Raw genomic sequence first — 18492 nt, 5'->3', positions numbered from 1 at the left:
AAAGGAGCTAAGCATGTCAGCCAAGGAAGTTCTCACAGAAAAGATCGATGGTGTTCTGGTAATAACCCTCAATCGTCCTGAGGCTAAAAACGCCGCTAATCGGGCCCTGGCGTTGGGTGTCGCTGCTGCGATCGATGAGCTGGAATCAGATGACAGCTTACGCGTTGCGATTCTTACCGGCGCTGGTGGAACCTTCTGTTCAGGTATGGACCTCAAAGCGTTTGTAACCGGGGAGCTCCCTCAGGTGGAAGGCCGCGGTTTTGCAGGGCTAACGGAGTATCGTTCGAGCAAGCCCATTATCGCCGCCGTCGAAGGTTATGCGCTGGCGGGCGGATTTGAGCTTGCGATCAGCTGTGATCTTATCGTTGCCTCTGACAGCAGTAAGTTCGGTATTCCCGAGGTCAAGCGGGGACTGGCAGCGGCAGCGGGCGGATTGGTTAAGCTACCCAAGCAGATCCCCTCACGCATTGCCATGGAATTGGCGCTCACGGGTGAATTTATCAGCGCCGCTCGCGCCTACGAACTGGGTTTGATTAACCGTATTTCTGAGACAGGTAAGGCCCTGGAAGGCGCTCACGAACTGGCAAAGAGCATTGCGGCGAACGGTCCTTTGGCCGTTGCGGCGAGCCTTAAGGCGGTATCGGGTGCGCAGGACTGGAATAGCGATGAGATGTTCGCCAAGCAGCAGGAAATTGTCGGGCACGTGTTCACCAGTGAAGATGCCATCGAGGGCGCAACAGCCTTCGCGCAAAAGCGCGCACCCAATTGGAAAGGCAAATAGGAGTTTAGGGATATGAGCGAAGCGTGGATTATTGACGCCTGTCGGACCCCCCGTGGTATTGGAAAAAAAGGCAAGGGCGCATTAGCGCATTTACACCCTCAGCATCTGGGCGCGACGGTTCTGCGGGCGATCGCCGAGCGCAACAGCATTAATACCGCTGACGTAGATGACATCGTGTTTGGTACCAGCTGGCAGCGTGGAACCCAGGGTGGGGATCTTGCGCGCATGGCGGCGCTGGATGCAGGCTATGACGTACGCAGCTCAGCAGTAACTCTGGATCGTTTTTGTGGGTCGGGCATCACATCGGTGAATATTGCTGCGGCGTCGATTATGAGCGGCATGGAAGACCTGGTGGTTGCTGGTGGCTGCGAGATGATGTCGCTCTACGGATCCGATCCCAGCCAGTCGCCTTTTATGGATAACGACAATCTGCATCTGCGTGAGATGCACCCTCAGCCACATCAGGGTGTCTGTGCCGATGCCATTGCGACTTTGGAGGATATCCCCAGAACCGCATTGGATGCGTTAGCGATTACTTCACAGCGCAATGCAGCAGCCGCCATCGCAAACGGATATTTTGATCGCAGTCTTGTTCCAGTTCTCAATCCCGACGGCAGTGTCGCGCTCGATAAAGAGGAGTTTCCTCGTCCGGAAACCACCCTTGAAGGGCTTGCAGCACTGAAGGCGTCCTTCGAGCCTATCGCGGATTATCCACTGGATGAGCAGGGCACGACTTTTCGTAAGCTGGTGGCTCAGGTGTATCCGGATCTTGCAATCAAGCATGTCCATCATGCCGGCAACTCCTCAGGCGTCGTGGATGGGGCGGCAGCCTTGTTGCTTGCTTCCCCCGACTATGCGAGATCGCATGGGCTGAAGCCCCGGGCCCGTGTGGTGGCTATGGCAAACATGGGTGACTCCCCGACCCTGATGCTTAATGCTCCGGTGCCCGCGGCGCGGAAGGTGCTTAAGAAAGCGGGTATGAGTCTGTCGGATATCGATCTATTCGAAATCAATGAAGCCTTTTCGGTGGTTGCCGAAAAGTTTATTCGGGATCTCGATCTGGATCGGAGTAAGGTAAACGTCAACGGCGGAGCCATGGCTTTGGGACATCCCATCGGCGGCACGGGCTCTGTTCTGATCGGCACGATCCTTGATGAACTGGAGCGTCGCGATCAACAGTTTGGTCTGGTGACCATGTGTGCCGCAGGCGGCATGGCGCCTGCGATTATCATCGAGCGGATTGCCGCCTAAATTGGGAGAGGGTACTTGTACGAATTCAGTAAAGCCTCATTGGCCTATCAGGACGGTTTGCGCGCGTTCATGGACGCGCATATTTACCCCAACGAAGAGCGCTATCGCCAGCAGCTGGATGCCGCCGAAGATCGCTTTGGCTATTTGCCGATTATGGATGAGCTTAAGGGCAAGGCTCGAGAGGCCGGCCTGTGGAATATGTTTGTGCCGCCCAAGCTGGCGGAGCATGTAGACCACGATGGATTAAGCAATCTGGATTACGCCCCCTTGGCTGAGCTCATGGGTCGGGTGATTTGGTGTCCGGAGGTGTTCAACTGTAATGCTCCGGATACCGGCAATATGGAAGTTTTCATGAAGTACGGTACGCCGGAGCAGCAGGCGGCCTGGCTGACTCCACTGCTCAACGGCGACATCCGCTCTGCATACGCAATGACTGAGCCGCAGGTAGCATCTTCAGATGCAACGAATATTGAGCTCTCTATTCGGCGCGACGGGGATGAGTATGTGCTCAATGGTCGTAAGTGGTTTATCTCGGGTGCGATGTACGAACGCTGCGGTATTTTTATCGTTATGGGCAAATCAGATCCGGATAATCCCAGCCGTCACAAACAACAGTCGCAAATCCTTGTTCCCAAGGGTACGCCTGGATTAGAGATTATTCGCCCTCTGACAACGCTGGGGTATGACGATGCACCTATGGGGCATGCGGAGCTGCGTTTTAACGATGTGCGCGTGCCGGCACAGAATATTCTTTTAGGCGAAGGCCGCGGGTTCGAAATTGCTCAGGGCCGGTTAGGGCCTGGACGCATTCATCACTGCATGCGCCTTATCGGCGCAGCGCAGCGATGCCTGGAATTGGCCTGCGACAGGGTCACCCGACGCAGTACCTTCGGTCGCAAGCTCAGTGAGCATCAGTCTGTGCGCGAGGACATTGCCCGAAGCTTCTCTGAGATAGAGATGATGCGCCTGCTGGTGCTCAAGACCTGCCAGCGCATGGATGAAGTCGGAGCCAAAGGTGCCATGGATCTCATTGCAGCGAGTAAGGTGTCGGTGCCTATTATGGCCCAGACGGTTATTGATCGCTGTATGCAGATGCACGGTGCGGGTGGCCTTACCGAGGACTATCCCATGGCCGAGGCTTACAACTATGCCCGCTGGTGTCGCCAGGCGGATGGCTCTGATCAGGTCCATCTCATGGCGTTGGGTAAGCAGGTGATTCGCCACTACGCGTCAGAGTGACCCACAGTGCCGGGCCTATGGTTCGGCATCTTTCTAATTCATAGACATCATCACGGCGGCGTAGTAATTGTCGGCTACCTTGCGCGGTGTTAGTGTCTGTTGTTCACGTATTTATTCGGAGCTTTGCTGTGAAGAAAACGGCCTTTCTTTTTTTGTCAGCGCTACTACTACCCATTGATGCCAGCTATGCGCAGAATTTTGATGCCCTGGAATATCGCAACGTCGGCCCAACTCGAGGCGGACGTGTAACTACGGTTGCCGGTACCGTGCAGGAGCCGGGTACGTTTTATTTAGGCGCTTCGGGCGGGGGTGTCTGGAAGAGCACAGACTACGGCACCAGTTGGAATAATATCTCTGATGGTTACTTTGCATCACCGTCTATTGGTGACATCGCCGCATCGCAGACCGATTCCAACATTCTTTACGTCGGAACAGGTTCTGAGGGTCTGCGCTCCAACGTCATACCCGGCAAAGGCATGTATAAATCTATCGACGGGGGCGACTCCTGGACGCACATCGGTCTAAAAGACAGCGGTCATATTGGTGCGGTAGAGATTGATCCGACCAATAACAATGTGGTGTGGGTCGCAGCCATTGGCCAGGCTTTTAGCGATAACCCTGAGCGCGGCGTCTACAAATCAACGAATGGTGGCGAGAGCTGGACCAAGGTTCTGGGTATCTCTGATGCGGTGGGTTTTACGGATGTTGAGTTGCTACCGAATAATCCTGAAGTCGTCTTCGCTGCCGCGTGGAAAGCGCGACGTAAGCCCTGGACGATTATTAGCGGCGGTACGCAGGAAGAGGGCGGCTTGTTCAAGTCTATCGACGGTGGTGATAACTGGCGCAGGATCAGTCAGGGTTTGCCCACAGGTTTGATCGGTCGTATTGATCTTGCGATTTCTGCATCGGACAGCAGCATAGTGTATGCGCTGGTAGAGGCACCCGGTGAAGAGGGTGGCCTGTATCGCTCAGTTGATCAGGGTGAGAGCTTCACTCAGGTGTCTTCAAAAAAGGCGCTGGTCAATCGACCTTTTTATTACGGCAATGTAGAGGCAGACCCTCTTGATGCGAATGTCCTGTATGTCATGGCGACCAACTACTACAAATCCATTGATGGTGGCGTGAACTGGGAAGAGATGAACCCTCCCCATGGCGATAACCACGACATGTGGATAAACCCCAATGACTCTCAGCTGTTCATTCAGGCGAATGACGGCGGAGCCAACGTCACGCACAATGGGGGACTCACCTGGTCGAGTCAGTTCAATCAGGCGACCACAGAGTTGTACACCGTAGATGTCGACGACCAATATCCGTACTGGCTGTACGCAGGGCAACAGGACAACGGTACAGCTATCGCGGTACCCAGCCGATCTCCTTACAGCGTGCAGAATGTTAATGCCTGGCTCATCGAGGCAGGCGGCTGCGAAACCGGCCCTGCGATACCCAAGCCAGGTGATCACACAACCGTGTACGCCAACTGTAAAGGACGCTTTTCGGTGTTTGACAAAAACACCGGCACCGAGCGGAGCTACTATGTGGGCGCCACTAATATGTACGGGCAAAACCCCAAGGACCTCAAGTATCGTTTTCAGCGCGTGGCGCCGGTGGCGGTCTCACCACACGATCCCAATGTTGTCTATCACGGTTCACAGTTTTTGCATCGTACTAGCGACAACGGCGTAACCTGGGAGACCATATCGCCAGACCTGACGGCTTTTGAGGCCGACAAGCAGGTGGTGTCGGGATCACCGATCACCCGGGATGTCACCGGCGAAGAGGTGTACAGCACGCTGTACTCTATCCGTGAGTCTGCGATTGCCCCGGGTGTTATCTGGACGGGATCCAATGACGGCCCCATTCATGTGACACGCGATGGTGGTGAAAGCTGGAAGGACGTCACGCCTCGAGGACTGCCCAAGGGCGGTCGCGTTGATTCTGTAGAGCCGTCCCGGCATGACCCTGCGGTGGCCTATGTAGCAGTGCTGCGCTATCAGCTTGGCGATAACAAACCCTATGCCTATCGAACATCAGACTACGGCAAACGCTGGACTTTGATGACTGATGGCAAAAACGGTATTCCTGAGGATCACCCTGTGCGCGTAATACGAGAGGACCCGGTTCGTCCGGGACTGCTATACGCGGGTACTGAGTTCGGCGTGTTTGTTTCTTTCGACGATGGCGGCAATTGGCAGTCGTTTCAGCAGAACTTACCGGTGACACCGGTAACGGATATTCGCATTCATCGTGACGACCTTGTGGTATCAACGATGGGTCGCGCGTTTTGGGTGTTGGATGATATCTCCGCCTTGCGCCAGACGCCCATGCCCAAGGTAGGTGATCAGCCGGTATTGTTTGAGCCTGCGCTGACCGTTCGTTATCGTCACCGACCTAGCTATGACACTCCCGATCCCAAAGCGATACCTCAGTATAGAGAGCCCTCGGCGATCATCGACTACCACCTTCCCGATGGCGTTGAAGGTCCCGTCACACTTGAGATAGTGGATGCTAATGGCGAGACGGTAAATGCCTTCTCCAGCGTAAACGCAACGGACAGTGATGATCCGGGCGAACTCATCGACAGCATGGCCCTGAACGAGATCCGCTATGTGAAGCAAAGTAGCCTAACTGCGGAGCCTGGCATTAATCGCTTCCACTGGGATATGCGCTATCGCGGTCCCTGGCAGAAAGACGAGAAAAAACGCTTCACTGATGGCGCTCTGGCAACAGCTGGGACCTACAGCGTGAAGCTGTCTGTGGGTGATGAGGAGTTAACCCAGCCACTGACTATCATGATGGACCCCCGGGTGCTGAAGCTTGGTGTCACTGAAGCGCATGTTCAGGCGCAGCTGCAGCTTCAGCGGAAGGTACTGGATCTGCTGGATCGGGCGCGGCGCACTGCGCACAGCGTGGAGACTGAACTTGAAGCACTTGAGGATGGCGACTCCGATCGACGGGCAGCCCTGGAGTCTGCGATTACGCTGCTGGTAACCGAAGAGGGCACCTATATGCAGCCGCGACTTATCAGTCAGATCAGTTATCTGTCACGGATGTTGGATAAGGCGGATCAGGAGCCCGGTGGTGAGGCGCTGGCTCGCTTTGCCGAGCTGTCAGCTGAGTACGATGCTGTGCTCGCGGGACTCGATAGCTAGACCATTCGATAAAGCTCGGGCTGTCGGCAATACGTACTCGACTCGCTAGTGGGGGGACGCTCGCACCATGGCTTATCGTAAACGGGCTACTGACGTTACTCACTCCACTCGCTAGTGGGGGGACGCTCGCTTAGTAAGTGACGCCGGCAGCCCTTTGCCCGTGGCAGCCACCGAGCCGGAAGTACGTACCGACGCGGGCAAGCGTGCGCGACTTGCGAAGTGAGCGTCCCCCAATTTAGCGACCGTAGCGAGTTGTGCGCGCTTGCCGAGGTTCGAGCATCGAGTTGCACCCGCTGCAATTCTTCAACACAAGAGTTAATCTTGCTCTCGCAATTTTTATCGCCCATTAGTAAAGGATTCTGCTCAATGATGCGTACGTTCGGTTTAGGTTTGTTTGCTTTAGCTTTGGTGTCCCCCTTGTATTCGTTCGCTCAGGAAGTTGGGAGGCCCCAATACTCTATTGATATGAGCTATCCCTACGATTACAGCTCCATACCTGTTTATAGCCAAGCGCACGAGGCAATTTACAAGCACATTGATGACAACCTTCCGGCTCATGTGAGCAATCTGCAACGCTGGTTACGTCAGCCATCAATCAGTGCCCAGGACGTTGGTATAGACGCAATGGCGCAAATGCTGGTCGACGATTTTCGGGCCATGGGATTTCAGGAGGCGGAGCTGGTGCCTACGGATGGGCATCCCGGTGTGTGGGGTTATCTTGATTCCGGTGCGGCAAAGACCCTGATGGTTTATATGATGTACGACGTGCAGCCGGTGAATCCCGAGGACTGGCAGTCTCCACCGTTTGCCGCTGAGCTTGTGGATCACGCCACCGGTAAGGTGATCATGGCTCGCGGTGCGACCAACCAAAAGGGTCCTCAGCGCGCGTTTCTCAATGCCCTGGAGTCAATTCTCGCGGTAGAAGGAAAGCTTCCGGTGAATCTGATGATCACCGCAGAAGGCGAAGAAGAGCTGGGATCGCCGCACTATCCGCAAATTGTCGACAAGTATGAGGATCGCCTGCTTACGGCTGACGGTGTCATATTTCCCATGAATATGCAGTCCCCGGCTGGCGACCTGAATCTCTTTCTCGGGGTGAAGGGTATTGCGTACTGGGAGTTGGAGGCTCGCGGAGGCAGCTGGGGTGGCCCGGTGACTTCTGAGATCCATGGATCCTACAAAGCGGCGCTGGACTCGCCCGTGTGGCGTCTTATTCAGGCCCTGGCGTCACTCACCTCACCAGATGGTAATACTGCATTGGTGCCGGGATTTTACGACGGCATCCGTGGGCCCACAGAAGAAGAGCAGTCACTCATCGCAGCGTCTCTTCTGAACAACGATAGCACCAGCGCGCTGCAGGAGGCCTTTGCCATTGAGCGCTGGATTGACGATGCAGGCCCTCAGCAGCGGGTTATGGAGCTGACCTATTCACCGACTCTGAATATTGATGGCATCTACGCAGGTTATACGGGTGAGGGCGTGAAGACGATTCTTCCGCATACCGCCACCGCTAAAATGGATTCCCGCCTTCCCGTAGGTATCGATCCCGAGGAGCACATGGACAAGATTCGCGCTTACCTCGATGCCAATGGTTATAGCGACATAGTGATGCGCCGGCTGTCGAGTTATCCCGCAGCACAAACATCCATCCAGACGCCCCTGGTTCAGGCGGCTCTGGGGGTCTCAAAGAAGTATGCTGGTACGCCTGCGGTGAATCCCCGCATTGCAGGGTCGGCGCCTTTTTATCAGTTCACCCAACGTTTGAAGTTGCCAATGATGCCCTGGGGCATGGGCTTTGGTAACGGTGCTCATTCGCCCAACGAAATTATGCTTATAGAACCCGCAAAAGACAGCGGGGCGGCAGGACTTGCCGACATCGAAAAAGCCTACGTAGATTTTGTGTACGCCTTATCGGGAGAGTAAGGGGCTATACGAGAGCTCGCTTTTATCCCCACAGCGCTGCGTCGGGAAGGCCCACGATGCCTCCGGCGCGGTAGTCCAGTCCGTTCTCGACGTCGTGAGCCAACAGCAGTGGTCCGTCGATATCAACGAACTGACAGAACTGAGCAATTACGTAGCTTGGCGCCATAGAAAGCGATGTGCCGGTCATATTGCCTACCATCAGTTGCATATCGTGCGCCTTGGCAGCCCGCACCAAGGCGAGGCCCTCTGTAAGTCCCCCGCATTTATCAAGCTTTATGTTCAGCACATCGTAGCGCCGCGCAGCGAGTTCAAATTCCTCAAGGCCAAGGCAGGACTCGTCAGCGCCCAAGGGCACCGGCGATGTGAAACCTTCCAAAGCTGAATCTTCGCCGCGGGGCAAGGGTTGCTCGATCATGGCAATGCCAAGTTTTTCGCAGGCCGGCAAATATTCTTTGAGCGCTTCAAAGTCCCATCCCTGATTGACATCGATCACCAGGGTGGCGTCGGGACGTACTGCGCGGATTGCTTCCAGGCGCTCTATGGGAGACTGGGCGTCGAGTTTGATTTTTAATTGCGGAAACTGGGCTGCTTCAGCGGCCCGCTGTGCCATTACTGAGGGTTCCTCCATGCCTATGGTAAACACGGTGATAAGCTCCCGCGGCGTGATATCCAGAAGCTCCCAAATACGTTTTCCCCTGCTTTTAGCGCGGTAATCCCAAAGAGCACAGTCCAGAGCATTACGCGCGCCGCAAAGTGGCATCAGTTCTTGCAGGGACTGGGGACTGGTGTCGCCATCGATGCGACCGATAACCGCTTCCAGATCGGCGGCCATACTTTGGGCTGTTTCGTTCAGGTAGTAGGTGCCAACGGACTCACCACGCCCCAGCACGCCCTTATGTTCAATGCTTACCCGCACGGTCTCTGTGTCGTGAAAGACATGTCCCGTTATAGCGAAGGGGACTTTCATGGGATAGCTGGCGATATCTACGGAGATTTTCATGAGTGTCAGGCTTTATCTGTTTATGGCAGTTGATGAATGATCGCGCTGGTGCCGTCAATCATAGGGTCCACGCAGGGAAGTCCGTACTTTGCGGATAATTGGGCCAGATAGTCCTCTCGGTTCTCGTGTGCAATTGACCGAGTGTTGACACTGATCCCCACGCAGCGAATACCGGGATTGGTGAGAGAGCCAATAGCTATGGTGCGCTCTATCACTTCGCCTATGCTGGGCAATAAATAGTCTTCCCAGCCTTCAATGTGTGTGCGACCGGCTGCATGGCAAGTCACAAATGCATCCGCCTGAGAGCCGATGAGCAAGCCATGACTTACCGCGGCATATCCAGGATGGTAGATACTTCCCTGGCCTTCTATGACATCCCAATGCTCTGGATCATTGTCGGGCGACAGCATTTCTGCAGCGCCAGAAATGAAGTCGGCGACGACGCAATCAATGGGGATGCCTGTGCCAGCAATCATGATGCCGGTCTGTCCCGATGCACGAAAATCGACACTGTAACCGGCGGATCGCATATCTCGTTCGAGTTGCAAAGCGGTGTACTTCTTTCCTAGCGCGCAGTCTGTGCCCACTGTGAGCAGGCGTTTTCCTGAGCGTTTCTTGCCACTTGCTACCGGAAGATTCTTTGGCGGGATTCGTACATCGATCAGCCTGCTGTGACCGGCTGCTGCAGCATCGCGCAGTACCGCGATGCTGTCGAGTCGGGTGTGCAGACCCGCAACGATGTCAATGCCTGCAGCGGCTGCGCTGCAAAGCGTGTCCAGCCAGTGCTCGGGAATGCTCCCACCTACCAAAGCGGTGCCAACGATAAGGGAGCCCACGCCAGCCTCCGCCGCTGCAGCAACGGGCATGTCTGCCAGCTTTAGGTCCAGCGCATCGTCGCTAAGTCGCAGCTGACCTACGCAGAGTTCCGGTCGCCAGTCAGCGATTCCCTTGCCGGTTTTGGCATAGGTGGGCCGGGCTTCCTCACCCAGGAAAATTAAATAGGGAGTGCGCAGTTTAAGAGTCTGAGTGTGCATAGCTCGGACTTAAGCGCGCTGGGCATTTAGGTGAATGCCGTCCGCAATTTCCTGAAGCAGAGGTGTGGGAAGGTCATGGGCCATGCCCGGTAAAATACGCAGCTCGCAGTCCGGCAGGTGCGTCGCGGTGTCGATACCACACTCGACTTTGACCAAAGTGTCTTCTTCGCCATGAATGACCAAGGCGGGTGCATCGATAGTTGATAGAAGCCGGCGACGATCCTTGGCGACGATGATTGCAGCTAGCTGCCTTGCCACTCCCGCGGGGTAATAGCCTCCGCGCGCAACAGCATCTGCCGCGGTCTGGCGAATCTCTGCATCGTCTTTGGGGTGAGTACGACTCTGCAGCGCTTTTCGCACACGAACGTTTCGCTCGACGATCGATGCATGATCGTTTGGATTATCGGGCTTCAGTAGCAGTGCTCTGGTCGCATCCCGATCAGCGCGGGGTAGGGAGCGATGTCCCGTGGTGGACATGATCGATGTCAGGCTAAGCGTGCGTTGGGGGTAGTGGGCGGCGATAAGCTGCGCAATCATGCCGCCCATCGATGCGCCGACAATATGTGCCCGCTCAATGTTCAGCGCGTCCATTAGACCTATGGCGTCGGCAGCCATGTCTTCTAAAGTGTAGGGGGACAAGACTGGCAGTTTAAGAGTCTTGAAAATGACGAGTCCCGGTATATTAGGCATTCGTTCCTGATCAAGGCGACTCGACAGTCCTATGTCTCGATTGTCAAAGCGCAGGACGTGGTAGCCGTGATTTACCAGCGATTCGCAAAAGGTCTCGGGCCATCCGGTGAGTTGGGTACCCAGGCCCATGATCAACAAGATTGTGGGGTTGTCCGGGTTTCCGTGAGACTCGTACTCAATACTGATGTTGTTAGCGTTAATGTTTGGCAAAAGCGGGTCTTCCCTTGATTTGTAACAGTTTGGTAGGAGGGGCGTTAGCTTACCTCTAGCGGCCGGTGAAGACTGCTTTTCGGCGTTCCACAAATGACTTCACGCCTTCTGCGGCATCATCGCTTTTCATAATAGGGATGAGATCGGTGAACATCTGCCTGGCGCAGGATTCTCTATTGTTCTCCAAAGAATATCGACTGGCTTTTAGTAAGCCTTGAACACCCAGAGGGGCAGCATCAGCGACTGAAGTGGCAAGTTCCAGTGCGCGGTCAATCTGAGCACCGGGCTCTGTGAGCTCTTGAACCATGCCCCAGCGAAGTGCGTCCTCGGCGCTCCACCTGTCTCCAGTAAGCAGCACGCGCTGGGCATTTCCCCAGCCGATTTCCCGGGGTAGGCGAAACGTTGCACCACCGCAGGGGAACAGGCCCCGTTGGACTTCCAGCATCTGAAACTGTGTGTCATTGGCGGCTATGCGAATCTCTGTGTTCAGGAGCATCTCGACACCCCAGGTAAAGCAATAACCCTGCACCGCTATGACAATCGGCTTGCTGTGCTGGGGACCGGTAACTCCCATAGGGTCGATTCTACCTTCGTCGATAGGCCAGCCCTGTCCGCCTCCAAAATATGGGGCCCACTGATCCAGTTCGACCCCGGCGGTAAAGTTTCGGCCCTCTGCCGACACGACAGCAACACGCAGATCAGGATCTGTTTCCAGACGGTAAAGCGATTCTGCAAGCGCGCCATACATCTCCAGGCTCAGCGCGTTGTACTTCTGTGGCCGGGTGAGATGAAGGTGCATGATGTGATTTTTAGTGGTGACTTCTACCTGTGACATGATGTTCTCCCCAGTGGCATGGCGGACAGTGTACGTAGCAAAGCCCCCAAGATTAAACGATTCGACGCTGGGATTTGAAAAAAAACTGTAAGGCGCTGAAACTGGTGGCCCGATGCAGCGTTGTCAGCGCGCAAAAGAGTTGAGTTTTGGATGGTGAATCATGATTGCAAAAGTGTTTGTGCTACCAATGATGGTGTTCCTGATGGCCTGTAGTGAAGATTCAGCAGTCAGTACGCCGGCAGATACCGAGGTGCCCAGTATGAATGCCGCCCAGCGGGCGCTCCCTTATGGCAGTTGGCCATCCGATATTTCGGCTGCTTCCTTGGTTCAGGGGAGCAGGAGTATCGGCGGTCTACGCAAAGACGGTGAGTTTTTTTACTGGCTGGAGTCTCGCCCGGAGCAAGGTGGCCGCAACACCATCATGCGCTGGCAACCAGGCACAGAGCCCCAGGAGCTTCTGAATGAACCCTTTAATGTGCGTACTCGGGTGCAGGAGTATGGCGGAAGCAGTCTTCTTGTGCATGGCGGCGTGCTCTGGTTCAGCAACTTCAGCGATCAGCGCTTGTACCGATTTGTTGCCGGTGAATCGCCGGTGCCTATTACGCCAGATGCAGCACTACGCTACGCGGGCTGTTCCTTTGACAGCAGTCGCAACCGCTTGATTTGCATCCGCGAAGACCATCGTGGACTCGAAGAGCCGGTGAACACCCTGGTAGCACTCAATCCGACTGAGGAGAGTGAGGGCGCGATATTGTTCTCCGGCACGGATTTTGTCTCCGCGCCGCGCTTGTCAGCTGACGGTACACGCATCGCATTTACCAGCTGGATGCACCCCAACATGCCCTGGGATAACACGAGCTTGCACAGTGCGAGCTTTGATCGAGAAGGCGCTCTAGTAAATCTGAGTACCCACAACCCCGAAAACAGTGAGTCCGTGATAGATCCTCAGTGGCGGCACGATAATACGCTTATCGCTATTTCTGATCGAGATAACTGGTGGAAGCCTTACATCGTGACGGGAACATCTTTTGCGGCCATAGATACCGGATTGGAAAACGTTGAGATAGGCGGGCCTGACTGGAGTGTGGGAAGTCGCTATTACTGGATGTTGCCCGACGGGCAAATGTTGTTTATCGCCCGGCGCGGCGGTGTGGAGCAGTTACTGTTGCTCAATGCTCAAGGTGAAGCGCGGGTCGTCGAAACCGGTGCCGTGAGCTATGGCAGCCTGGTCTTTGATGGGGACGTCTTGTATTTCACCGGCGGTTTTGCCGATAGACCCTCTGGCTTAGTTTCGGCGGGGCTTGACGGAAGTATTCAAGAAGTCATCCGTAGCTCGTCTGACTCGGCTTTAGACCCCCAGTGGATTCCTGCTTACGAACAAGTAACGTTTCCACTTCCCGCCGGAGGAGAGGCTTACGGCGTGTACTTTGCGCCTAAAAACCCTCATGCGACTGCCCCGGCCGATACCGCGCCGCCGCTCATCGTCAGTGTTCATGGTGGACCCACATCGGTGGCGGGGGTCAGCTATCGCCCCGAGCATTACTATTGGACAAGTCGTGGCTTTGCAGTGCTGGATCTCAACTATCGCGGTAGCACTGGATTTGGCCGGGACTACCGCAGAGCTCTGTATGGTCAATGGGGTATCACGGATGTCGAAGACGCCTCGGCAGGGGCCGCCTGGCTTGCAGAGCAGGGGCTTGCGGATGCACAGCGATTGATTATTCGTGGCGGTAGCGCGGGCGGCTACACCACGCTGGCTGTGCACGCGTTTTACGACACCTTTGCAGCGGGTGCATCGTACTATGGTGTATCTGACATCGAGGCCCTGGCTAAAGACACCCACAAGTTTGAGTCGCGCTATCTTGATCAGCTCATAGGGCCGTATCCGGAGCGCAAAGATCTGTATGTCCAGCGTTCGCCGATTCATCATCTCGAGGGCTTTAGCGCGCCGCTGTTGCTATTGCAGGGACTCGATGACCCCATTGTCCCGCCCAATCAATCCGAGATGATTTACGAGGCATTGAAGAATCGCGGAGTACCTACAGCCTATGTGGCTTTTGAGGGGGAGTCTCACGGGTTTAGAAAGGCCGAAAACCAGATTGCTGCTCGAGAGGCGGAGTTGTATTTCTATGCCAGGGTTCTTGGCTTTACCCCGGCCGACAATCTGCCGGGCATTTCTATTGATAATCTTAAATAACGCCCAAGCATGGGCGAGTCGGGGTACCTGTGAGCGATAAAGCGATAGACGCCATAGTGATTGGTGCGGGTCACAACGGCCTGGCTTGCGCAGCTTATCTTGCGCGAGCTGGTCTTGCGGTGAAGGTGCTGGAGCGCCGCAATGTCATAGGGGGTGCTGTTCTTACCGAGGAGTTTCATCCGGGGTATAGAAACTCGGTGTTTTCCTATCTGGTGAGCCTGCTGGATCGCGAGGTAATGGCAGATCTGGAGCTCGAAAAGCACGGCCTAACGCTGCTGCATCGTCCCGGTGGATCTCTTTCCCTGCTCCCCAATGAGCATATGTACCTGCCGCGAGACACTTCACAGGCCCAGGATGCGATAGCCCGATTTTCCAAAGCCGACGCAGACGCCTACCCCGCATTTGAAGAGATGCTGGAGGATATGGGGGAATTGGTCAGAGGTATCGCCAATGCCATACCGCCCAACTTTGGCGGTGGATGGTCCGACATCTGGCGTCTGGTGAAGCAGGCCAACGCGTTTAGGCGTCTTCCACCTCAACGCCAAATCGAACTGAGCGAACTCATGACCATGTCCATTGGCGATGTGCTGGATCGCTGGTTCGATAGCGACCCCATCAAAGGACTATACGGATTCGAAGGAATCATCGGTAATTACGCGACTGCCTACACACCCGGAACAGCCTACGTGCTGCTACATCATGTGTTTGGCGAGATCGACGGACGAACTGGCGCCTGGGCCTACGCCAAAGGGGGCATGGGGGCGATCACAAAGGCGATGGCAAGTTACTGTGAGGCCCTGGGTGTAGACATTGTGACGGAGGCCGGGGTCGCTGAAGTGATCGTTAAGAACGGTAAGTCTGTGGGCGTGATACTGGAAGACGGTCGGGAGTTTTCGGCGGGGATTATTGCCTCCAATACCCATCCCCAGGTGCTCTTTGGCCAGTTAATCGATCAGGCGCATACGCCACCGGCTTTCCAGCAGCGCATTGCAGGGTACAAAAGCGAGTCGGCTACCTTTCGCATGAACGTTGCCCTGTCTGAGTTGCCGCGCTTTGCCAGCGTGGATCATGACGAGCGGGGTCTCGCGGCGATGCAGAACACTATCGATATCTGTCCTTCACTTGAGTATATGAATCAGGCCTATGACGATGCGAAAACACAGGGTTGGGCCAATAAGCCGGTAATTTCTATGTGTATTCCGACGCTTCTGGATGACTCCCTTGCTCCCCCCGGTTGCCATGTGATGAGCTTGTTTTGTCAGCACTTTCGACGGCATTTGCCTAATGGGCAAAGCTGGGATGAGATAAAAGAGCAGGTGGCGGATACAGTCATTGATACGGTCGCGGCCTACTCACCTAATTTTCGTGCCGCCATTGTGGGACGGCAAATCAACTCGCCGTTGGATATTGAACGAAAGCTCAATATGCTCGGCGGCGATATTTTCCACGGCAAGCTATCTCTTGACCAAATCTTCTCCCTGCGTCCGGTGGGTGGCTATGCGGATCACCGTATGCCCATAGAGGGCTTGTATCTCTGTGGGTCCGGTGCGCATCCCGGAGGAGGGGTGTCGGGGATTCCCGGCAAGAACGCTGCGGCCGCGATACTCAAGGATCGAAAGCGCGGCGTGATCTAATCGCTTCTGTCAGAATTAACCTGTGCATCTGCCAGTTTCAGCAACTCTTCAAGACGACTTAATTTGCGTTTGAGTGCTTTGGCGCTTTTCTCATAGGCTTCATCAGGCTCTCCTTTCAGATCTTCAAGACTTTGCTCGGTCTCCTTAATAGCTTCGCGTATTTTCTCGGCTGAGGCGGCATCCTCAGCTTTGTCAAAAGCAATGTCTTCGGCCATGGTCTGAATGTCATCCGGGTCGCGCTTTGTGCTTTGCGCCGGAAGGATTCGCTGCTCGGGTGCCAGTGCCCGGGTATTCATGAAGTTGGGTGAGACAGCCTCGATATCATTGTTAGTTAAGGCATCGAGCATTTCCGTCATGAGCACTGAGCGTGCTGAGATCAGACTGCGGATGTCTTCCAGCAATCCTGCTACCCGGTAGGTCACGGCAAAGTCGCCAAGGCTGCGCACATGCACAAAGCAATCTGTGAGGCCTGATGTCGTTGCCGCCTCAAGCAGCGCCTTTTTCGCGCGACCGTGAGGGACGTCATACCCCAGAGAAACCTCCGCGGTAATGATGGATCCCGATGCCCGCACTACTTTGAGTGGTTGTGTGACCATATAGATATTGGGCACGGTGACCAGATCGCGAAACTCGGTTTGGATTTCTGTATGCAGTAGATCCATTTCGGTGATACGGCCAGTGAGATCCGCTACGGTGATGAAATCGCCGGGCCGCGCCTTGCGTATGGTCTTGAGCATGATCCCCGCAAGGATGTTGCCGATAAACGTGGTGGACGATAGAGCGATGGCGGCGCTCAGGAGCAGGCCGATGAGGCTGAGCAACTGTCCTCGGAGCGTGTCACTTACCGGTAGCGCTGCAACTATGCTCAGACCTCCCGTGATGGTGAGGGCCAACATGATTAGCTGAAAGTGAAACTGCGCTTCGGGCATGTCCTTCCAGCGCCGACGCAGTACTGCATTGGTGGTCAATAGCACAAACAGCGTGACCGAGATTGTTGCCAGCAGCGGCAGAAACGAGGTCGTAAGTTCGCTTAGGGTATTCACCCGATGTCTTCCTGAGTCGTGTCGATGACCTTTCCGGGGTTGAGTATGCCCCTGGGATCGAGTGCGTTCTTCAGAGTCCGCATCAAGCTGATCTCCTGAGGATCTCGGCTGAGGTGCAGATAGGGCTTTTTCTCAAGGCCAATACCGTGCTCTGCAGACACGGATCCACCGATACCTTTGAGTGGTTCGTAGACGGCGTTCTCGATAATTGCGCGATGCGCCTGTGCGTCACCGGCAGAGGTTTGAATATCCAGATGCAGGTTTCCGTCGCCCAGGTGACCAAATACCCACAAGGTGTTTTGGGGCAGGGCCTTATCCAGTCTTGAGCGGACATCAGCGATGTAAGCTTCCATGCGATTGATCGGCAATGACACATCAAAGATGATGGGCGTTCCCAGTCTGAATGTTTGCTCTACATCATCGCGTATGGCCCAGAGGTTTCGTCTCTCGGTAGCTGATTGGGCAATCACTGCATCGACAATCAGGCCGTCCTGTAGTGCGTATTCAAGAATCGACTCAAATCGCTGCTTGTCTAGCTCATCGTTGTTTCCCTGAGTTTCTATGAGTGCGTAGTAGGGATGCGTGCCTGCCAGGGGCGGTTGATTGTTTGCGGGCGCCTCTGTCACCAGGCGATAGAAGTTGTTCCACAAAACCTCGAAGGCTGACAGCGCTCCCCCTAAATCTCGGTCAACACGCTTCAGCATCGTGGTGACGGATTCGAAGTTATCAAAGGCCACAAAAGCGATGTTCTGTGAGCTGGGTGCTTCCCTAAGCCGCAGCACCAAGCGGGTGATAACTCCCAGGGTGCCCTCGGAGCCTATGAACAGCTGTTTGATGTCGTAGCCTGCATTGTTCTTAATAAGATGGTTCATGGACGAGACAATGGTTCCATCAGCCAGCACGGCTTCGAGGCCCAGAACCATGTCTCGCATCATTCCATAGCGGATAACACGGTTTCCCCCGGCGTTGGTGGCGGCATTGCCTCCCAGCGTTGCCGTGCCCCTTGCACCGAGATCCAAAGGAAAGAAAAGATGCTGTTCTTCTGCCGCTTCCTGAAGCGTTTGTAAGTTCACGCCAGCCTGGACAGTGGCGGTTCGCTGCGTGGCATCTATGGCCTCGATGTTACGCATGCGTTCCAGTGACAGTATCAGGTGTTCTGGGTCTGCATCCGCACCATGGACCAGTCCGGTGAGGCCACCTTGCGTCACCACCGACACGCCGTTTTCACTGCAAAGCGCCAGGATTTGTGACACCTCTTCGGTGGAGCGCGGCCGCGCTATAGCCAGCGCATCCAGAGAGTCACTTCGCCACACGCCCGCAGCGCGGCTGCTGACATCGGTGCCGGTAAGTAGGCCCCCGGGACCGAGTATGATCTTTAGCTCCTCAAACAGACTCATGGCGGACCATCCTAAATTGCTCGGAGATGTGAGCTGCACTTTCCCACGCGTGCATTTACCCACACTTATTGCTCTTTGAGCAATGTTCAGGGCATGTTGTAGCCGC

13 protein-coding genes are annotated in these 18492 nt (G+C 55.2%); 7 read left to right on the top strand and 6 right to left on the bottom strand.

Features of this window, described 5'->3' with window-relative positions; genetic code table 11:
• Positions 1-13: 13 nt before the first annotated feature.
• From R0135_RS05105 to R0135_RS05085, 5 genes are all read left to right on the top strand, one after another.
• On the top strand, positions 14-781 hold the full coding sequence (locus R0135_RS05105; RefSeq protein ID WP_407349174.1) for a crotonase/enoyl-CoA hydratase family protein: 768 nt from the start codon (positions 14-16) through the stop codon (positions 779-781).
• A 12-nt stretch (positions 782-793) separates the two neighbouring features.
• Positions 794-2032 carry an acetyl-CoA C-acetyltransferase gene (locus R0135_RS05100; protein WP_407349173.1) on the top strand — a complete coding sequence of 413 codons (1239 nt, stop codon included), beginning with the start codon at positions 794-796 and terminating at the stop codon, positions 2030-2032.
• Positions 2033-2047: 15 nt separating this feature from the next.
• A complete protein-coding gene (locus R0135_RS05095; protein ID WP_407349172.1) occupies positions 2048-3271 on the top strand; it encodes an acyl-CoA dehydrogenase family protein in 1224 nt (407 codons plus the stop codon).
• A 128-nt stretch (positions 3272-3399) separates the two neighbouring features.
• Positions 3400-6423 (top strand): WD40/YVTN/BNR-like repeat-containing protein, encoded by a 3024-nt coding sequence (locus tag R0135_RS05090; RefSeq protein ID WP_407349171.1) that lies wholly within the window; start codon positions 3400-3402, stop codon positions 6421-6423.
• Between the two features lie 366 nt (positions 6424-6789).
• Complete coding sequence (locus R0135_RS05085) at positions 6790-8346, top strand: M20/M25/M40 family metallo-hydrolase (RefSeq protein WP_407349170.1); 1557 nt, start codon at positions 6790-6792, stop codon at positions 8344-8346.
• A 22-nt stretch (positions 8347-8368) separates the two neighbouring features.
• On the opposite strand, the gene R0135_RS05080 is transcribed toward R0135_RS05085, so the two are convergent.
• Genes R0135_RS05080 through R0135_RS05065 form a run of 4 tightly spaced genes read right to left on the bottom strand, consistent with a single transcriptional unit; the run spans position 8369 to position 12115 of the window.
• Positions 8369-9346 (bottom strand): dipeptide epimerase, encoded by a 978-nt coding sequence (locus tag R0135_RS05080; protein ID WP_407349169.1) that lies wholly within the window; start codon positions 9344-9346, stop codon positions 8369-8371.
• 20 nt (positions 9347-9366) lie between these two features.
• A complete protein-coding gene (locus R0135_RS05075; protein WP_407349168.1) occupies positions 9367-10380 on the bottom strand; it encodes a DUF1611 domain-containing protein in 1014 nt (337 codons plus the stop codon).
• A 9-nt stretch (positions 10381-10389) separates the two neighbouring features.
• Entirely contained in the window at positions 10390-11280 is an 891-nt protein-coding gene (locus R0135_RS05070; protein WP_407349167.1) for an alpha/beta fold hydrolase, read from the bottom strand.
• A gap of 55 nt (positions 11281-11335) precedes the next feature.
• The gene (locus R0135_RS05065; protein WP_407349166.1) at positions 11336-12115 is read right to left on the bottom strand and encodes a crotonase/enoyl-CoA hydratase family protein; all 780 of its coding nucleotides are present in this window, start codon (positions 12113-12115) and stop codon (positions 11336-11338) included.
• A 160-nt stretch (positions 12116-12275) separates the two neighbouring features.
• On the opposite strand from R0135_RS05065, the gene R0135_RS05060 reads away from it, so the two are divergent.
• The gene (locus R0135_RS05060) at positions 12276-14312 is read left to right on the top strand and encodes a S9 family peptidase (protein ID WP_407349165.1); all 2037 of its coding nucleotides are present in this window, start codon (positions 12276-12278) and stop codon (positions 14310-14312) included.
• Positions 14313-14341: 29 nt separating this feature from the next.
• The gene (locus R0135_RS05055) at positions 14342-15946 is read left to right on the top strand and encodes a phytoene desaturase family protein (RefSeq protein ID WP_407349164.1); all 1605 of its coding nucleotides are present in this window, start codon (positions 14342-14344) and stop codon (positions 15944-15946) included.
• On the opposite strand, the gene R0135_RS05050 is transcribed toward R0135_RS05055, so the two are convergent.
• Entirely contained in the window at positions 15943-16989 is a 1047-nt protein-coding gene (locus R0135_RS05050) for a mechanosensitive ion channel domain-containing protein (protein WP_407349163.1), read from the bottom strand. The genes R0135_RS05055 and R0135_RS05050 overlap by 4 nt on opposite strands.
• Positions 16986-18386, bottom strand: coding sequence for an FAD-binding oxidoreductase (locus tag R0135_RS05045; protein WP_407349162.1), 1401 nt, complete (start codon positions 18384-18386; stop codon positions 16986-16988). The genes R0135_RS05050 and R0135_RS05045 overlap by 4 nt, the downstream gene beginning before the upstream one ends.
• Positions 18387-18492 lie beyond the last annotated feature (106 nt).

The organism is Congregibacter variabilis (assembly GCF_045689235.1).
Taxonomy (GTDB): Bacteria; Pseudomonadota; Gammaproteobacteria; order Pseudomonadales; family Halieaceae; genus Congregibacter; species Congregibacter variabilis.
The sequence above is the reverse complement of the archived record's forward strand: the minus strand, read 5'-3'. Positions and strand labels throughout refer to the sequence as shown.